This window comes from Halorubrum sp. Eb13, from assembly GCF_002252895.1.
In the GTDB taxonomy this organism is placed as follows: Archaea; Halobacteriota; Halobacteria; order Halobacteriales; family Haloferacaceae; genus Halorubrum.
In genome coordinates this window covers 1-16,822 of sequence record NZ_NHPE01000062.1, presented here as the reverse complement: position 1 = coordinate 16,822, position 16,822 = coordinate 1, and the positions used below count along the sequence as shown (strand labels likewise).

Annotated in this window: 14 protein-coding genes, 1 tRNA gene and 1 pseudogene; 9 read left to right on the top strand and 7 right to left on the bottom strand. The window is 70.2% G+C overall.

Annotation, left to right across the window (positions count from 1 at the left end; genetic code table 11):
* Positions 1-154 precede the first annotated feature (154 nt).
* The 3 genes from DJ75_RS06915 to DJ75_RS06905 form a co-directional block, all read right to left on the bottom strand.
* Positions 155-238 (bottom strand) — tRNA-Leu (locus DJ75_RS06915).
* Between the two features lie 85 nt (positions 239-323).
* The gene (locus tag DJ75_RS06910) at positions 324-1,529 is read right to left on the bottom strand and encodes an endonuclease/exonuclease/phosphatase family protein (protein WP_094523782.1); all 1,206 of its coding nucleotides are present in this window, start codon (positions 1,527-1,529) and stop codon (positions 324-326) included.
* Between the two features lie 100 nt (positions 1,530-1,629).
* Positions 1,630-2,547 carry an EamA family transporter gene (locus DJ75_RS06905; protein ID WP_094523781.1) on the bottom strand — a complete coding sequence of 306 codons (918 nt, stop codon included), beginning with the start codon at positions 2,545-2,547 and terminating at the stop codon, positions 1,630-1,632.
* Positions 2,548-2,665: 118 nt separating this feature from the next.
* Here DJ75_RS06905 and DJ75_RS06900 point away from each other — a divergent pair, with 118 nt between their 5' ends.
* Both DJ75_RS06900 and DJ75_RS06895 read left to right on the top strand, forming a co-directional pair.
* Positions 2,666-3,226 (top strand): DUF309 domain-containing protein, encoded by a 561-nt coding sequence (locus DJ75_RS06900; RefSeq protein ID WP_094523780.1) that lies wholly within the window; start codon positions 2,666-2,668, stop codon positions 3,224-3,226.
* A 105-nt stretch (positions 3,227-3,331) separates the two neighbouring features.
* On the top strand, positions 3,332-4,135 hold the full coding sequence (locus tag DJ75_RS06895; protein ID WP_094523779.1) for a succinylglutamate desuccinylase/aspartoacylase family protein: 804 nt from the start codon (positions 3,332-3,334) through the stop codon (positions 4,133-4,135).
* Between the two features lie 19 nt (positions 4,136-4,154).
* On the opposite strand, the gene DJ75_RS06890 is transcribed toward DJ75_RS06895, so the two are convergent.
* The gene (locus DJ75_RS06890) at positions 4,155-4,550 is read right to left on the bottom strand and encodes a cupin domain-containing protein (RefSeq protein WP_094523778.1); all 396 of its coding nucleotides are present in this window, start codon (positions 4,548-4,550) and stop codon (positions 4,155-4,157) included.
* Positions 4,551-4,685: 135 nt separating this feature from the next.
* Here DJ75_RS06890 and DJ75_RS06885 point away from each other — a divergent pair, with 135 nt between their 5' ends.
* Positions 4,686-5,867: a M50 family metallopeptidase gene (locus DJ75_RS06885; protein WP_094523777.1), complete on the top strand. Its 1,182-nt coding sequence runs from the start codon at positions 4,686-4,688 to the stop codon at positions 5,865-5,867.
* A gap of 91 nt (positions 5,868-5,958) precedes the next feature.
* The gene (locus DJ75_RS06880) at positions 5,959-6,225 is read left to right on the top strand and encodes a glutaredoxin family protein (RefSeq protein WP_094523776.1); all 267 of its coding nucleotides are present in this window, start codon (positions 5,959-5,961) and stop codon (positions 6,223-6,225) included.
* Positions 6,226-6,279: 54 nt separating this feature from the next.
* Here the strand turns inward: DJ75_RS06880 and DJ75_RS06875 are convergent.
* Positions 6,280-7,398 (bottom strand): annotated as a pseudogene (locus tag DJ75_RS06875) (DUF1508 domain-containing protein); the annotation flags it as partial.
* 116 nt (positions 7,399-7,514) lie between these two features.
* On the opposite strand from DJ75_RS06875, the gene DJ75_RS06870 reads away from it, so the two are divergent.
* Positions 7,515-8,678: an amidohydrolase family protein gene (locus tag DJ75_RS06870; protein WP_094523774.1), complete on the top strand. Its 1,164-nt coding sequence runs from the start codon at positions 7,515-7,517 to the stop codon at positions 8,676-8,678.
* Between the two features lie 93 nt (positions 8,679-8,771).
* Positions 8,772-10,949, top strand: coding sequence for an NAD-dependent DNA ligase LigA (gene ligA, locus DJ75_RS06865; RefSeq protein WP_094523773.1), 2,178 nt, complete (start codon positions 8,772-8,774; stop codon positions 10,947-10,949).
* Positions 10,950-11,004: 55 nt separating this feature from the next.
* On the opposite strand, the gene DJ75_RS06860 is transcribed toward ligA, so the two are convergent.
* Positions 11,005-12,420 carry a GntP family permease gene (locus DJ75_RS06860; RefSeq protein WP_094523772.1) on the bottom strand — a complete coding sequence of 472 codons (1,416 nt, stop codon included), beginning with the start codon at positions 12,418-12,420 and terminating at the stop codon, positions 11,005-11,007.
* Positions 12,421-12,727: 307 nt separating this feature from the next.
* Between DJ75_RS06860 and DJ75_RS06855 the strand changes: the two genes are divergently transcribed.
* Positions 12,728-13,756, top strand: a complete 1,029-nt coding sequence (locus tag DJ75_RS06855) for an ABC transporter ATP-binding protein (protein WP_254921635.1) — start codon at positions 12,728-12,730, stop codon at positions 13,754-13,756.
* A complete protein-coding gene (locus DJ75_RS06850; protein ID WP_094523771.1) occupies positions 13,753-14,583 on the top strand; it encodes an ABC transporter permease in 831 nt (276 codons plus the stop codon). Before DJ75_RS06855 ends, DJ75_RS06850 begins: the two co-directional genes overlap by 4 nt.
* A gap of 25 nt (positions 14,584-14,608) precedes the next feature.
* On the opposite strand, the gene DJ75_RS06845 is transcribed toward DJ75_RS06850, so the two are convergent.
* Positions 14,609-15,913, bottom strand: a complete 1,305-nt coding sequence (locus DJ75_RS06845) for an O-acetylhomoserine aminocarboxypropyltransferase/cysteine synthase family protein (protein ID WP_094523770.1) — start codon at positions 15,911-15,913, stop codon at positions 14,609-14,611.
* A 143-nt stretch (positions 15,914-16,056) separates the two neighbouring features.
* Between DJ75_RS06845 and DJ75_RS06840 the strand changes: the two genes are divergently transcribed.
* The coding region (locus DJ75_RS06840) for an SPFH domain-containing protein (protein WP_254921891.1) at positions 16,057-16,822 on the top strand (766 nt) is incomplete at its 3' end.

Here is a 16,822-nt window from a genome sequence, read left to right as displayed (position 1 = left end):
TTTTGCGAGGGAAGAGCGCTCCGAGAGCGTCTTCCGCATCACGGGGGTGGACCCCGGCGATGCGGGGGGAGGGATTTGAACCACGGTCGCGCCAGAGGCGCTCCCTGATTCAAATCTTCCCCCCTTGTGCATTCGCGCGTTGTGGACGCGCTCATGCGAGGGGAGGGATTTGAACCCACGGACCTCTACAGGAGCGGATCTTGAGTCCGCCGCCGTTTCCGGGCTTGGCTACCCTCGCACGCAGGCGGACCGACGCCCCCGCGGAGATTTAAACCACCGATTTCCGCGCCGGCGACCCGCGGGGGACGCGCTCGCGGGACCCGTTACTCCGGAGCGACGTCCGCCCACACGAGACGGTGGTCGGAGGCGGCGGTCACGTCGTCCGAGAGCCCGCGCTTGTTCGCGTTCGCGCTCGGCCAGACGACAGAAGACGAACGCAGGGAGAGATCCGGCGAGGGAAGCACCCAGTCGACGTGGGCGATGCCGAACTCGCCGAAGTCCGCCGTCGCGTCCGGGTCGCCCTTCTGTGCCCCGCCGGGGCTGGTGGGAAGGCTGCGGCTGTCGAAGTCGTCGTTCTCGATGAAGTACTTCGTCGCCGGGTCGAGCGGCTCGTCGCCGGGGCCGGCGTTCATGTCGCCGAGGAGAACGTATGAGGCGTCGTCGCTAAGCCCGCCCTCCGTTCCGGAGTCGTCGTAGATGTAGTCCGCGCCGGAGACGTAGTCCGCCCAGAACCGGTTCTCGTCGTGGTTCCAGCGACCGTTGAAGTTGTTGGCTCCGTCGAAGCCGGTCGGCGTCGGGTGTGAGAACAGGCCGTGGACGGTGTCGCCGTCGACGTCGAACGGCACGTCGATGTGCGTCTTCGAGGAGAGCCGGAAGGCGCCAAGCTCCGCCTCGGTCAGGTAGATATTCCCTTCCGAGGTGTCGACACCGTCGTCGTCCGCGAGCGGGATCAGGTTGTCGGGCATGTCCGCCCACAGGAACTCCTGGAACGACCGGATCGCGTCCTCGTCGAACGGGTACCTGCTCGCGATGCCGAACGCGTACTGGCCGGGATAGACCCCGAATCCGAAGGCGTCGCCGGGACGCTCGCCGGCGACGCCGTCCTTGTTGAAGTCGTAGTCGTCCTCCGAGAGGAGTCCGGTGTTGCTCTCGGGCTGAAGGGTGTACTCGTACTTGATCCCCTCCAGGTTCTTCCTCTGCGGCTCGCTGAGGTAGTTGTCGACGAACGCCTCGACGTTGGTCTGATCCGTGGGGACGGAGTCGTCGACCGTCGCCTCCTGAACGTTGTTCGCGAGCTCGTTGACGACGAGCACGTCCGGGTCGATCTCCTGTATCACGCGGGCGGCGGCCGCCGCCTGTTCGTCGCCCTTCTCCTGTACCTGGCCCGTCTCGAAGTTTTCGACGTTGAACGCGGCGAACCGCGGGATGGGCGCGTTGCCCCGCCCCGCGGCGGTGCCGACGATGCCGAGCACGGTCGCGGCCCCCCCGATCGCTTTGAGCACGCTCCGCCGTGAGGTATCGTGTGGCATGCGACCGCTTATTTTATTTATCAGATATTAAATTTTTAAATATACCCCAATTATCTAATGATAATATATTCGGCGTCGGACGGGCGGACTCGCCGCGCCCTCACAGCGCGATCATCGAGACGCCGACGACCGCGAGGAGTGCGGCGACGAGGCGGACGCGGAAGTAACGCTCGCCGAGGAGGATCCCGCCGAGCACGACGGCGATAATCGCCTGCGTGTTGATCACGGGCGAGGCGACGCTCGCGGGGAGCGACGCGAACGCGACGGTGGTCAGGTGCTCGCCGAGCGCGACGAGCGCGCCGGCCGCGAGGAACTTCGGCGCGTCGCGGCGGGTCACGGCGGGCGGATTCCGGATCGCGGCGGGGAGCAGCACTAGCCCGGCCCCCGCGAGGAGCAGCGGCACCCACAGCGTCCCGGGGATCGCGAGCTCCTGGAGGGCCACGCGCTTCCCGAGGTCGGCGAGGGCGTAACACGCCGCGCTCACCAGGGCGAGCTGAGCGGGCCGAGAGTGGACGGCGCCGACCAGCGGCGCGAGCAGGCTCCCGGGCTCGTAGTTCGCCACGTAGACGGCCGCCGTGGCGACGACGACGCCCGCGACCTGGATCGGCGCGAGCACCTCGCCGAGCAGCAGCACCTCCAGCGGGAGCACGAACATCGGGACGACCTTGTTGATCGGGGTCACGTAGGAGACGTCGCCGAGAGCGATCGCCCGGAGGAAGAGCACGAACGCGGCCGCGGTCGCCGCCGCGGTCCCGGCGACGACGGCGACCGCCGCTGGGTCGACCGCCGCCATCGACCGGGCGATCCGCCCGGGCGCGGCGGGCGGGTCGCTCGCGATCGCCGCCCCGCCGAGGTCGTTCGTCGCGACGGTCACCGGGAGGAACCACGCGATCGCCGCCGCGTTTATCAGCACCGTGAGCCCGGCGGGCGGATACCCCGAAAACGAGCGCTTCAACACGAATATGTAGCTCCCCCACACGAATGCGGCCCCGATCGCGGAGAGGAGCCCGAAGTCCATCGACCGGTTCGACGTCGGCCGCAGGAAAGAGGCGTTCGATCCCGGCCGCGTCGCGCGCGCGGTCGGGCGCGGCCCGGGCCGCGAAACGGTTACGTCGTTGGGCCCGAGAGGCGTTCGCATGGACGAACACACCCGGGACCCCGGCGTCGCTCCGCCGCTCGGGAACCCGACCGGGTGGCACGCGGGCGGCGACGAGGCGGACCGGTCGGGCGACGGCGACGCGGACGCCGACCCCGCCGGCGACGCCCGGGTCGCCGGCGGCCACTGGGAGCATGCCACGCTCCGCCGGGCGACCGAACACGGCGTCAGACTGTTCAACGCCGGCGCGTACCACGAGTCGCACGACTGCTTCGAGGACGAGTGGTACAACTACGGGAGCGGGACGACGGAGAGCGCCTTCCTCCACGGGATGGTGCAGGTCGCCGCGGGCGCGTACAAGCACGTCGACTTCGAGAACGACGACGGGATGCGGTCGCTGTTCGAGACCGCCCTGCAGTACCTCCGCGGCGTCCCGGACGACTTCTACGGCGTCGACGTCGCCGAGGTGCGCGCGACGCTCCGGGCCGCGCTCGACGATCCGGCCGCGCTCGACGGCTGGAAGATCTCGCTGGACGACGCCCGCCCGGAGGCGTACCCGGCGGACTACGAGTACGCCGAGCGGGTCGACGAGGCGCACTGAGGGGCGCCGACGAGGGAGGCTGAGGGGCGTCGACGAGGGGTGACGAGCCGTCCGAGCGCGGCGGCGATCCGAACGCGACTTACCCGCCGAGCGCGTCCGACGGGTATGGACGTGTACGAACTGGGCGAGGGCGAGCCCGAGGTCGCGGTCGTCGGCGCGATCCACGGCGACGAGCCCTGCGGCGCCCGCGCGGTCCGACGGCTCCTCGACAGCGACGTCGACGTCGAGCGCCCCGTGCGCCTGATCGTCGCCAACGAGGCGGCGCTCGACGCCGGTGTGCGCTACCTCGACGCCGACCTCAACCGGGCGTTCCCCGGCGACCCGGAGTCGGCCGCCCACGAGGAGCGACTGGCCGCCGAGCTCCTCCCCGAGGTCGAGGGGTGTACCACCCTCGCGATCCACTCGACGCAGTCGTCCGCGGAGCCGTTCGCGGTGATCGACTCGATGGACGAGGTCACCCGCGCGGTCGCTCCGCACCTCCCTGTCGACGTCGTCATCGAGACCGACGCCTTCACCGAGGGCCGGCTCATCGAGCACCCGCACACGCTCGAGGTGGAGGCCGGCCTGCAGGGGTCCGACGGGGCCGCGGACAACGCCTACTGGCTGACGCGGGCGTTCCTGGCCGCCACCGGGGCGCTCCCGGCGCCGGGGGCCGAAGACGTGGTCGACGCGGGCGGCCGCGACGACGTCGAGGTGTTCCGGCTCCGCGACCGGATCCCGAAGCCGGACGCCGAGCGGTACGAGGTGTTCGCGCGCAACTTCGAGCGCGTCGAGGTCGGCGAGGCCTTCGCGGCCGCCGGCGACGAGCAGCTCCGCGCCGACGAGCCCTTCTATCCCGTGTTGCTGTCGCCGTACGGCTACCGCGACCAGTTCGGCTACGTCGCCGACCGGGTCGGGACGATCGAGTGAGCGGCGAGGGAGCGACGGGTCACTCGACGAGTTCGATCGCGTCGTCGCCGTTCGGCACCGCGCAGATGAACGCCCCCGTCTCGTCGCCGTCGTTCCGGTACCAGTGCTCGACGCCGGCCGGGATGAGGAGCGCGTCACCCGGAGAAACGGCGTGCTCCGTCTCGCCGATCCCGACCACGTACTCGCCGGCGAGCACGTACTGCTCGTGTTCGACCGCGTTCGTGTGACGCGGGACCGCGGCGCCGGGCGCGATCTCGAACCGCCGCATCGCGAAGTGCGGGGCGCCGTCCGACTCGTCTAAGAGCACGCCCTTCCGGAGCCCGTCCGCGGCGTCGACCGCCTCGTACCCGACCTCGTCGCCGCGTTTCAGGACCGCGTCCGATGCGCTCGCCGCTGCGTCAGTGGAGTCTCCCATACCGACCGATCGGCGGCAAGGTGTTTATAAACGACGGCGGCGCGCGTCGGCGTCGGTCGGGCCGAGTCACCGTCGCGGGTTCTCGGGAGCGTCGGCGTCAGGACGTTTAACCTCCCACCCGACGTATTCGGAGGCATGCGTGGACTCAAGATCGGGACGGCGCTGGGGATCCCGGTCAGGCTCAACTGGACGTTCCTGATCGTGTTGCCGCTGTTCGCCTACCTCATCGGCTCGCAGATCGAGATGATCGCCGACGTGATGAACGAGTCGCTCGGCGCCGGCATCGACCCGGCCGCGCTCGCCGGGGGGCTCACGCCGTGGGCCCTCGGGCTGGCGGCGGCGGTCGGGCTGTTCGCCGGCGTCCTCCTCCACGAGTTCGGCCACTCGATCGTCGCCATGCGGTACGGCTACGAGATCGAATCGATCACGCTGTGGCTGCTCGGCGGGCTCGCCAGCTTCAGCGAGTTCCCCGAGGACTGGAAACACGAGTTCTGGATCGCGATCGCGGGGCCGGTCGTCAGCATCGCGGTCGGCGCCGGCTGTTACGCCGTGTTCGTCCTGGCGCCGGTCGGGTCGAACGCGGTGTTGTTCGTGTTCGGCTACCTCGCGCTGTTGAACGTGGTGCTCGCCGTCTTCAACATGCTTCCGGCGTTCCCGATGGACGGCGGGCGCGTCCTCCGCGCGCTCCTGGCCCGGAACCAGCCGCACGCGCAGGCGACCCAGCGCGCCGCCGCGGTCGGAAAGGCGTTCGCGTTCGTCATGGGGCTCATCGGGCTGTTCAACTTCCAGCTGCTGTTGATCGTCCTCGCCTTCTTCATCTACATCGCCGCCTCCGGCGAGGCCCAGCAGACCACGCTGAAGGCCGCCTTCGAGGACGTCACCGTCGGCGACGTGATGACCGGCCGCGAGGACCTCCACACCGTGCGCGAGAACACCTCGGTCGCCGAGCTGATGAGCCGGATGTTCGAGGAGCGGCACACGGGGTACCCCGTGCTCCGCGGCGAGAGCCTCGTCGGGATGGTGACCCTGGAAGACGCGCGGTCGGTCCGGGAGGTGGAGCGCGACGCGTACACCGTCGGCGACGTGATGGCGACGAACGTCGTCGCCGTCGGCCCGGAGACCGACGCGATGACCGCCCTCCAGACGATGCAGGAGAACGGCGTCGGCCGTCTGCCCGTCGTCGACCGCCAGGAGCGGCTCGTCGGGATCATCTCCCGCTCGGACCTGATGACCGCGTTCAACATCATCCAGACGGGCGGCACCCCGAGCATCATCAGCGGGCGGCGACAGATCGGCGACGACCCCGACGTGTTCTGAGGCGGACCGAGTCCGCGTCGCGTCCACCGACGCGCGGCGGCGCCGATCGGCGACCGAAAGCGACTCGTCGTCGACGACACTACCGGCTCGCATGAGCGATACGGACGCGTCGGTCCCGGTCACGGTGTACACCCGCGAGGACTGCGCCCTTTGTGACGCCGCGCGGGAGACGATCGAGGAGACCGCCGCCGGGCTCGACGTGGCGATCGACCTCGAGATGGTCGACGTCGACGAGGACCCCGAACTCGCCGACGAGTACGGCGAACGCGTCCCCTACGTGATGGTCGACGGGCACCCGGCGTTCAAGTACGAAGTCGACGAGCGCGAGCTGCGGCTGAAGCTGCTCGCGGCGTCCTGAACGGCTGAAAAAAAACGGCTCGGCCGGCGACCGCTACGCGACCGTCTCCTCGCCGGCGCCCGGAGCGTTCGTCTTCAGGTTCGTGACGGCCTCGACCGCGTTCGACCGGGAGGCGTACCCCTGGCCGGAGTCGGCCACGATGTTCCCGTTGCGGTGCCGGAGCCGCCAGCGCCACTCCCCGCCCGCGTCCTCGAACAGCTCGAACGTCGCCGCGCTCTCGATCCCCTCGTCCTCGCTCGGAACCGCCACGGCCGGCTCGTCGGCGTCCTCGGGTTCCGGCCCGTCGTCGGCCGCGACGGCCTCCGCCTCCTCGACCGGCGTCTCGATCCGGAGGAGCCCGGCGCCGCGCGCGTTCCGCCGGACGCTGTGGAGCCCCTGCTGTGCCTTCCCGCGGCTGCTGTACCCCTGGCCCGACGTCGCGATCACGTTCCCGTTGCGGTGTCGGAGCCGCCAGCGCGGCTTCCCGCCCGCGTCCGTGAACAGCTCGAAGCGGGCCTTGCTCTCGCGGAGCGACGCCGCCTCGTCGCGCGCGACCGCGACCTCCGCGTCGAGGTCCTCCGCGCGCTCCTCGGCGGCGGCCAACTCCTCTCGCGTCGACGCCAGTTCGTCGCGGACCGACGCCAAGTCAGCCTCCGTCGACGAGAGCTCCTCGCGGGTGGCCTCCAGTTCGGCGCTCGTCTCGTCGCGCTCCGCCGTCGCGGCGGCCGTCTCGTCGCGCATCTGCTCGTAGTCCTCGTACACCGGATCGGAGAGCAGCGGGACGACCGTCCCCGCGAGCCCGATGAGGAGCAGCCCGACCCCGTACAGCGTGATCACGGTCGAATCGCCGGAGGCGGTGAACCACCCATCGGGGAAGATGTTCACGAACCACACGACGCCGAGGACGCTCACCGCCGTCCCGAGGTAGCCGAGGTACGTTCCGGTCCGGCGTAGCGGGAAGCGTATCACCGCCCCGAGCATGACGAACGGCGGCGCCAGCGCGGTCAGCGCGTACGCGATGCCGCGGGTCGTCGTCGCCGACTCGGTGACGAAGAACAGCGCGACGCCGGCGAGCCCGAGCAGCACGCCGACCCCGAACAGCCAGTAACCGTTCACCTCGTCGCTCGTGGTCGGCTCGCCGATCCGTCGCGCGTACAGTCCGCCGCCACGGTCCGGGTTGTCAGGAGTTGGCATGGGTGCGGAGACTTTGACCGTCGGTTTATTACTGATGGTGTGTGACACGATAACAAGTGTAAATTCCGGACTACCGCGACCCGAGCGTTTACCCGTCGAACGGTCCCCCATATGGTATGTACGTACTCCGAGGCGGACGGGTCGCCGACGCGGCGGGGAGTCGCGAGGCAGACGTGGCAATCGCGGACGGCGAGATCGTCGCGGTCGGCGACGACGTCGACGACGCGGGTGACGTCGACGAGGAGATCGACGCCGCCCGGAAGACCGTCGCGCCCGGGCTGATCGACGCGCACGTCCACGTGATGATGGACGGCCGCCCGGACGTCTCGACCGCGGTGTCGGAGAGCGACTACGCCGCGAGCTACCGCGCCGCGAGCAACCTGCGGGCGGCGGTCGAGGCCGGAGTCACGACGGTCCGCGACCTCGGGAGCAGAGGAACGCTCGCGCTCGACGCGGGCGAGGCGGTCGCCGAGGGCGAACTCGACGGCGCGCGGGTGCTCGCGTGCGGTCGCAACGTGATCATGACGGGCGGCCACGGCAACTGGTTCGGGCGCGAGGCCGACGGGCCGGCGGAGGTCCGGAAGGCGGCCCGCGAGCAGCTGAAGGCGGGCGCGGACGTGCTCAAGTGCATGGCGACCGGCGGCGTCCTCACCGAGGGCGCGGTGACGGGCGCCCCCGAGCTGACGCCCGAGGAGCTGGCGGCGTTCACCGACGCGGCCGCGCCGACCGACACGCCGACCGCGGCCCACGCCCACGGCGAAGCGGGGATCAAGAACGCCGTCGAGGCCGGGATCACGAGCGTCGAACACGGCACCTTCATGGACCGTGAGGCCGCCGAAATGATGGCCGACCGGGGCACCTACTGGGTGCCGACCGCGAGCGCGCTCCGCGGCATCGTCGACAACGGGATCGAGGCCGGGATCCCCGAGGACGCCGTGGCGAAGGCCGAGGACGCCGCCGACCGCTTCGACGACGCGTGGGACCACGCGCTCGACGCCGACGTGCCGATCGCGATGGGCACCGACGCGGGCACGCCGTTCAATTTCTTCGAGGACATTCCCCAAGAGCTGGCGTACATGGTCGACTACGGCCTCTCCCCGGAGGCGGCGCTGGAGGCCGCCACCGTCAACGCCGCCGACCTGCTCGGGCTCGACGACGTCGGCCGCGTCGAGGCCGGGTACCGCGCCGACCTCGTCCTCCTCGACGCGGACCCGACCGAAGACGTCGAGGCGTGGCGGGAGCCGGCGGCGGTGTTCGCCGCCGGCGACCGGGTCGCGTAGGGCGGGGACCGGACCGCGACCGGGGGCGATCGACTGGAGTCCGATCGCCCGCGAACGGTCGCTTTTAACCCGAGCCGCCGCAAGGATCGGTCGATGACGAGCGCGCAATCCGGGTCGTCGCCCCGGCACGCGGACCCGGACGAGAACCCCTACGTCGAGTCGCCGCCGACCGACTTCGAGCCGGTCGAGGAGCTCTCGACCGAGGACGCCGCCGAGCAGGCCTCCCTGCTCCGGGCGGCGGTCCGGGAGCACGACCACCGGTACTACGTCGAGGCGGACCCGCTGGTCTCCGACGAGACGTACGACCGGCTGTTCGCCCGGCTCAAAGAGCTGGAGGACGCGTTCGACCTCCCGACCGACGGCTCGCCTACCCGCCGCGTCGGCGGCGAGCCGCTCGACGAACTGGAGACCGTCGAGCACGTCGCGCCGATGCGCTCCATCGACAACGCGACGGAGGCGGAGGCGGTCCGCGAGTTCGACGAGCGCGTCCGGCGCGGGCTCGACGCCGAGGGGTTCGACCCCGACGACGTCGCGTACGTCTGCGAGCCGAAGTTCGACGGCCTCTCCGTCGAGGTGGTGTACGAGGACGGCGTCTACGCCCGCGCCGCGACTCGCGGCGACGGCCTCGAGGGCGACGACGTCACCGAGCAGGTGCGGACGATCCGCTCGGTTCCGGGCCGGCTCCGCGGTGACCCGCCGGGGACGCTGGCGGTCCGCGGCGAGGTGTACATGCCCCGCGACGCGTTCGACGCGTACAACGAGGAGCGGATCGAACGCGGCGAGGAACCGTTCGCGAACCCCCGCAACGCCGCGGCCGGGACCCTCCGACAGCTCGACCCCGCGGTCGTCGCCGAGCGCCCGCTCGACGTCTTCTTCTTCGACGTGTTGGCGTGGGAGGCCGGCGACGGGGCGGCGGAAGGGGCAGAGGGCGACGACGCCGAGCCGCCGGAGCGCCCCGACACCCATTGGGCCGAGTTCGACGCGTTCGACGCGTTCGGGCTCCGCCGCGCCGACCGGGTCGAGCGCGTCGGCGACATCGAGGGCGCGCTCGACTACCGCGAGCGCCTCATGGCCGAGCGCGACGACCTCGACTACGAGATCGACGGCGTCGTGATCGCGGCCGACGACCGGGCGCACCGCGAGGCGCTCGGGTCGACCTCGCGGGCGCCGCGCTGGGCGTTCGCGTACAAGTTCCCGCCCCGAACCGCGACGACGACGGTGGAGGGTATCACCGTGCAGGTCGGGCGGACGGGCCGGCTCACCCCCGTCGCCGAGCTCGCCCCCGTCGACGTCGGCGGCGTCACCGTCTCGCGGGCGACCCTCCACAACCCCGCCGAGATCGAGACGCTCGGCGTGAACGTCGGCGACCGCGTGCGGATCTACCGCGCCGGCGACGTGATCCCGTACGTCCCCGAGGTCGTCGAGAAGCGCTCCGAGGGCGCGTACGAGTTCCCCGAGGCGTGTCCGGTCTGCGAGGCCCCCGTCGAGCGCGACGGCCCGCTCGCCTTCTGCACCGGCGGGCTCGGCTGCCCGGCGCAGCTGGAGCGGGCGGTCGAACACTGGGCGCGGCGGGACGCGCTCGACGTCGAGGGGCTGGGTCCCGAGCGCGTCGAGCAGCTCCGCGAGGCCGGGCTCGTGGAGTCGCTGCCGGACCTCTACGACCTGACCGTCGAGGAGCTCGCCGCGCTGGAGGGGTGGGGGGAGACGAGCGCCGAGAACCTCGTCGCGGAGCTGGAGGCGACGAAGGAGCCGCCGCTCGGCGACTTCCTCGCCGGGCTCGGGATCCCGGACGTGGGCGCGACGACCGCCCGCGCGCTCGCGGCGGCGTTCGGCGACCTCGACGCGGTCCTCGACGCCGACGAGGCGGCGCTTCGCGAGGTCGACGACGTCGGTCCCGAGGTGGCCGAGTCGATCCGGGCGTTCCTCGACAGCGACGAGAATCGGGCGGCCATCGAGGGGCTCCGCGAGCGCGGCGTCGAGCCCGAGTCGGTCGAGGTCGAGGCCGGCGACGCGCTCGACGGGCTCACGTTCGTCTTCACCGGGTCGCTGTCGGCGACGCGGAGCGAGGCGCAGGCGCACGTGGAGGCGCACGGGGCGAACGCCACGTCGAGCGTGTCGGGCAACACAGACTACCTCGTCGCCGGCGAGAGCCCCGGGCGGTCGAAGCGAAGTGACGCCGACGCCGAGGGCGTCCCCGTGCTCGACGAGGACGCCTTCGCCGACCTCCTCGCCGAGCGCGGGGTCGCGTGGCCGCCCGAGGACGACGGGTAGCGCCGAGGGTCACCCGGTCGGCGTCGGCGGGAAAACGGACGCCGAGTCGACCGCGTCAGGCCAGCGGGAGGACCGCGGAGACGATCAGTACGGTGACGAGCCCCGTCACCGAGATGATCGTCGTCAGCGCGGTCCAAGTCTTCAGCGTCTCCGTCTTGGTGAGCCCCCCGATCTCGCTGACGAGCCAGAACCCGGAGTCGTTGAACCACGAGAAGATGTTCCCGCCGGCGCCGATGACCATCACGAGGTAGGCCGGGTGGACGGTCAGCTGCCCGGTAAGCGGCGCCATGATCCCGGCGGCGGTGAGCATCGCGGCCGTGGCCGACCCCTGTGCGATGCGCACGATCGCGGCGATGAGCCACGCCGTGACGAGCAGACCGACCCCCACCTCTTGGAGCGCGCCGGCCAGGTAGTCACCGATGCCGGAGGCCGCGAGCAGCGCGCCGAACGCGCCGCCGGCCGCCGTGATCGCGGCGATGTTCCCGCCGCTTTTCAGGGCCTCGGTGAGCTCGTCGCTCCACTCGCTCCGGCTCATGGTGTCGTAGCGGTAGAACGTGTACGCGGCCGCGAGCGCGGCGACCGTCAGCGCGACGTTCTTGTTTCCGATGAAGTCCGTGATCGGCTGTACCGAGGCCAGGGCCGGAATCGCCTCCTGGAACGTGTTAACGAACGTCGACGACGCTATCAGCAGGACCGCCAGTAGGATCGGCGCCAGCGATTCGAGCATTCCCGGAAGCTCGCTGGTCGGCCGGTCCGCGACCGCCTGTAACTCCTCCGTCGAGGTTGCCATCGTGTCACGCAGCGGGATGTCGAGTCGGCTGTTGATCCAGCGTCCGTACACGAGCCCGGAGACGATCGCCGCCGGAATGGCGGTCACCAGTCCGATGACGATCGTCGTGAACAGGTTGCTTCCGATCTGGTCGGCGACCGCGAGCGGGCCGGGCGTGGGCGGGACGAACACGTGCGTCGTCGCGGCCCCCGCGCCGACGACGACGATGAACAGGGTGTAGTCGCGGCCGACTCGGGCGCGCATCGACCGTGCGAGCGGCGCCATCAGGTAGAACACGCTGTCGAAGAAGACCGGAACCGCGAGCACCGAACTGCTCCCGAGCAGCGCGATATCGGAATTACTCTCGCCGAGTACGCCCTGGAACCCGCGAACGACCCGCTGTGCCGCGCCGCTCTCCAGCATTCCCTTCCCGATGACCGCCGCCATGAGGATCGGTATCCCGATCCCAGCCATTCCGTTCCCGAACGCCGTCGCGACCTCACTCCCGGCGTCCGCGGCGGTGAAGTCCGCGACGAAGATCGTGTTTACCACGCCGACTAGGAACGCCGAGATGATCAGCCCGATGAACGCCGGGAGGTCCAGCCACACGAGCAGCGCGACGACAAGTATCAAACTAATTATAAATGTTAATAATGGACTGTGAGCGAACTGAACAGTCGACTGGAGTGGTACGGGAAGCATCCCGATCGACCTCCCGAAGAGTATTAATTAAAATTTGTGGACTCTACCCGCCGAGTCGGCCTAAAAGTCTCAAATTCTAAATGCGTTCGATCCGTCGTCGAAGCGTCGACGGTGAGGTACGAGTAATAGTCATATTATGTAGGTTTATTTTTTTACTTCAACTGAGCAATCACTTTCGGTTTCCGAGTCCGAGCGTCGCGGGCGTTCGGCGCGTGCTGCACCGCTCGGCTTCGCGACGCCGCTACGCGCCGCTGCCTGGCCGACGAGACCCGCAACCCTTTATCGCGAGACGCGGGAACGGGAGTGTATGACCGCCATCGAGCTGCGTGGCGTGCGGAAGGAGTTCGGCGACGTCACGGCCGTCCGTGACCTCGACCTCACCGTACAGGAGGGCGAGGTGTACGGGTTTCTCGGCCCGAACGGCGCCGGCAAGTCGACGACGATCGACATGCTGCTCGACCTCGTCCGCCCGACCGCGGGGACGGTGCGCGTCCTCGGACGCGACGCCACCGGCGACGGGGTCGCGATCCGGCGGCGGACCGGGGTGCTCCCGGACGGGTTCGCCGTGTACGACCGGCTCTCCGGGCGGAAGCACGTCGAGTTCGCGGTCCGATCGAAGGAGGCCGACGACGACCCAGACGCCCTGTTAGAGCGCGTGGGGCTGCTCGACGACGCCGACCGGAAGGCCGGCGGCTACTCGAAGGGGATGCGCCAGCGGCTCGCGCTCGCGATGGCGCTCGTCGGCGAGCCCGACCTGCTCGTCCTCGACGAGCCCTCCTCCGGGCTCGACCCCGCGGGCGCGAAGGAGATGCGAGAGATCGTCCAGCGCGAGGCCGACCGCGGCGCGACCGTCTTCTTCTCCTCGCACATCCTTGAACAGGTCGACGCCGTCTGCGACCGCGTCGGGATCCTCCGCGACGGCGAGCTCGTCGCCGAGGACTCCGTCGAGGGCCTCCGCGAGGCCGTCGGCGGCGAGGAGACGCTGGAGATATCGGTCGGCGACGCGAGCGGGACGGGCGGTGCGAGCGACGCGGCAGTCGAGGCGGTCCACGCGGTCGACGGCGTCAGCCGCGTCGACCGCGACGGCGACGCGCTCGTCGTGAGCTGCGCCGACGGCGCGAAGACACGCGTCATCGCCGCGCTGGAGGACGCCGGCGTCGACGTCGCCGACTTCCACACCCGGGAGGCGTCGCTGGAAGACCTGTTCCTGGCGTACACGGAAGGCGACGCGGCGGAAGGCGACGCGGCGGAGGGCGACGCGGCTGAGGGCGACGCGGCGGGATCCGACGGCGGACGGCCCGGCTCGGTCGCTCCGGACGAGGAGGTGGCCGAATGACCCTCGCCGCCATCGCGGAGAAGGACTTCCAGGACGCGGTGCGCTCGCGGGGGATGATCGCTCTCGTGGCGCTGTTCTCGCTACTCGTCGCCGTCTTCGCGTTCGTGATCAGGCCGACGGGACAGGGCGAGCAGTTCGCGACGGAGCTCCTCCTCCGCTTCTTCGTCAGACCGTTCCTCGTGACGACGCTCGTCCCCCTCGTCGCGGTCGTGATCGGCTACAACGCCGTGAGCGGCGAGCGCGAGTCCGGCTCCCTGAAGCTGCTCCTCTCGCTGCCGCACTCGCGGGCCGACGTCGTCTTCGGGAAGGTCGTCGGCCGCGGCGCCGCGCTGTCGGTCGCGGTGTTCGTCGGGTTCCTGCTCCCCGCCGCCGTGCTGGCCGTGCTCGCGCAGACCGGGGGGATCGCGGCGTTCAACGTCGGCTCGTACTTCGGGTTCACCGTCTTCGCCGCGGTGCTCGGGGTCGTCTTCGTCGCGATCGCGGTCGGCTGCTCGGCCGCCGCGTCGACCCAGCGGCGCGCCCTGATCGGCGGCGTCTCGATCTACGTCCTGTTCGTGCTGCTGTGGGGTGCCGTCACCGGCCAGTTCCTCGGCGCCGCCGGCGGGATCGTCGACCCGCTCCCGGTGTCGACGGAGCAGGTCCGGACGTTCCTCCGGGTGTCGAACCCGACGACCGGCGTCGAGATCCTGTCGAACGCGTTCCTCGGCGGGCAGCTGTTCGCGGGCGAGACCGTCAACCGACAGATATCGGCGGCGTCGATGCTCGTGTTCTGGACGGTCGCGCCGCCGCTGGTCGGGCTCTGGAAGTTCGACGCCGACGACTTATAAACGAAGGCGGCCGTCTCGCGGCCGGTTACGCCGTCGCGCGCTCGATCGCCGCTTCGAGGTCGGCGACGATGTCGGCGGGGTCCTCGATGCCGACGGAGAGCCGCACCATGTCACCGGTGACGCCGGCGTCCTCCTGTTCTGCTTCGGTCAACTGCTGGTGAGTCGTCGACGCCGGGTGGATGACGAGCGTCTTCGCGTCGCCCACGTTCGCCAGCAGCGACGCGAGGTCGGCGTTCTCGACGGTGCCCTTCGCGGCCTCGTAGCCGCCCTCCAGCCCGAAGGTGATCATGCCGCCGTAGCCGCCCTCCAAGTACTCGCTCGCCTCCGCGTGGGTCTCGTGGCTCTCCAGTCCGGGGTAGTTCACCCACGCCACGTCCCCGTGCTCGTCGAGGTACTCCGCGACGATGCCGGCGTTCTCGCAGTGGCGGTCCATTCGGAGGGGAAGCGACTCCGTCTGCTGGAGCGTGTTCCACGCGTCGAACGGCGACTGCTGGTTCCCCAAGTCGCGCAGCCCGCGGGTGACCGCCGCGAAGGTGAACGCCGCCTCGCCGAACGCGTCGACGTAGTTGATCCCGTGGTACGCGGGGTTGTCCTGCGCGATCTCCGGGAACTTCTCGGGGTACTCGCCCCACGGGAAGGAGCCGCCGTCGACGAGGACGCCGCCGACGGTGGTGCCGTTGCCGGTGAGCCACTTCGTCGTCGACTCCCAGACGAGGTCAGCGCCGTGGTCGAGCGGGCGGCAGAGGGACGGCGTCGCGAACGTGTTGTCGACGAACAGCGGGGCGCCGTGCTCGTGGGCGATGTCGGCGATCCGCTGGATGTCCGGCGTGACGAGGGCGGGGTTCCCGATGGTTTCGATGTGGACGTAGGCGGTGTCCTCGTCGATGGCGTCGGCGTATCCCTCGTAGTCGAGCGGGTCGACGAACCGCGTCGAGACCCCGCGCCGCTCGACGGAGTGGGTGAGGTAGGTGTAGGTGCCGCCGTACAGCGCCGACGAGGAGACGATGTTGTCGCCCGCGGACGCGAGCATGAACGTCGCCAGGTCGAGCGACGCCATCCCGGAAGCGGTGGCGATCGCGCCGACGCCGTTCTCCAGGGAGGCGAGCCGCTCTTCGAGGGCGCCGTTCGTCGGGTTCATGATCCGGGAGTAGACGTTGCCGGCCTCCTCCAGCGCGAACAGCCGGGCGGCGTGGTCGGCGTCCTCGAACTCGTAGGACGTCGTCTGGTAGATGGGCGTGGCCCGGGCGCCGGTCGCCGGGTCCGGGTCGGAGCCGGCGTGGACGCTTCGGGTGCGGAACTCGCGGTCGGGCTGGTCCTCGTCGGATGGCATGGATCGACGTGGGCCCGCCACGTATTTAACTGCGCCCGCAGTTGCCGGCGTTACCGGTTTCTCGGAGACGGCATCGTGGCGTGGCACCGCTGCCGCGCCCGACTCGTGCGAACCGTTAACAGCGTCGAACCGTAACTCAAGTTATGGGAACCCAAGGTCCGCGCGGCGAGACCCTCGAGCTAGAGGACGCGGTCGGCGGTATCCCGGACGCCGTCTGGCAGTACACGGCGCTCGGCGCCGCCCTCCTCGTCGGTTTCGCCCTCCTCAGCCAGAGCCTCGTCTTCGGCGTCGGAGCGCTCGCGGTGTTGCTGGCGGCGGTCACGGTCGTCAGCGCGGTCGAGATCGTCGACGCCTACGAAAAGGAGGCGCTCACGGTGTTCGGCGAGTACCGGAAGCTCCTCCAGCCGGGCGTCCACCTCATTCCGCCGTTCGTCTCCCGGACGTACGCGTTCGACATGCGGACGCAGACGCTCGACGTCCCGCAGCAGGAGGCGATCACGCGGGACAACTCGCCGGTGACGGCGGACGCGGTCGTCTACATCAAAGTGATGGACGCGAAGAAGGCGTTCCTCGAGGTGGACGACTACAAGAAGGCGGTCTCGAACCTCGCGCAGACCACGCTCCGGGCCGTCCTCGGCGACATGGAGCTCGACGACACGCTCTCCCGTCGCGACCAGATCAACGACCGCATCAACGAGGAGTTAGACGAGCCGACCGACGAGTGGGGGATCCGCGTCGAGGCCGTCGAGGTCCGCGAAGTGAGCCCCTCGCAGGAGGTCCAGCGGGCGATGGAACAACAGACCGGTGAGAGGTCGAGCAGGTCCCGCCCGTCGAACCGGACGCTCCCTCGGCGGACCTCGCCGTTGTCGTCGAGCAGCCCGAGGACGGACTTCGCGAGCGTCGACTTCC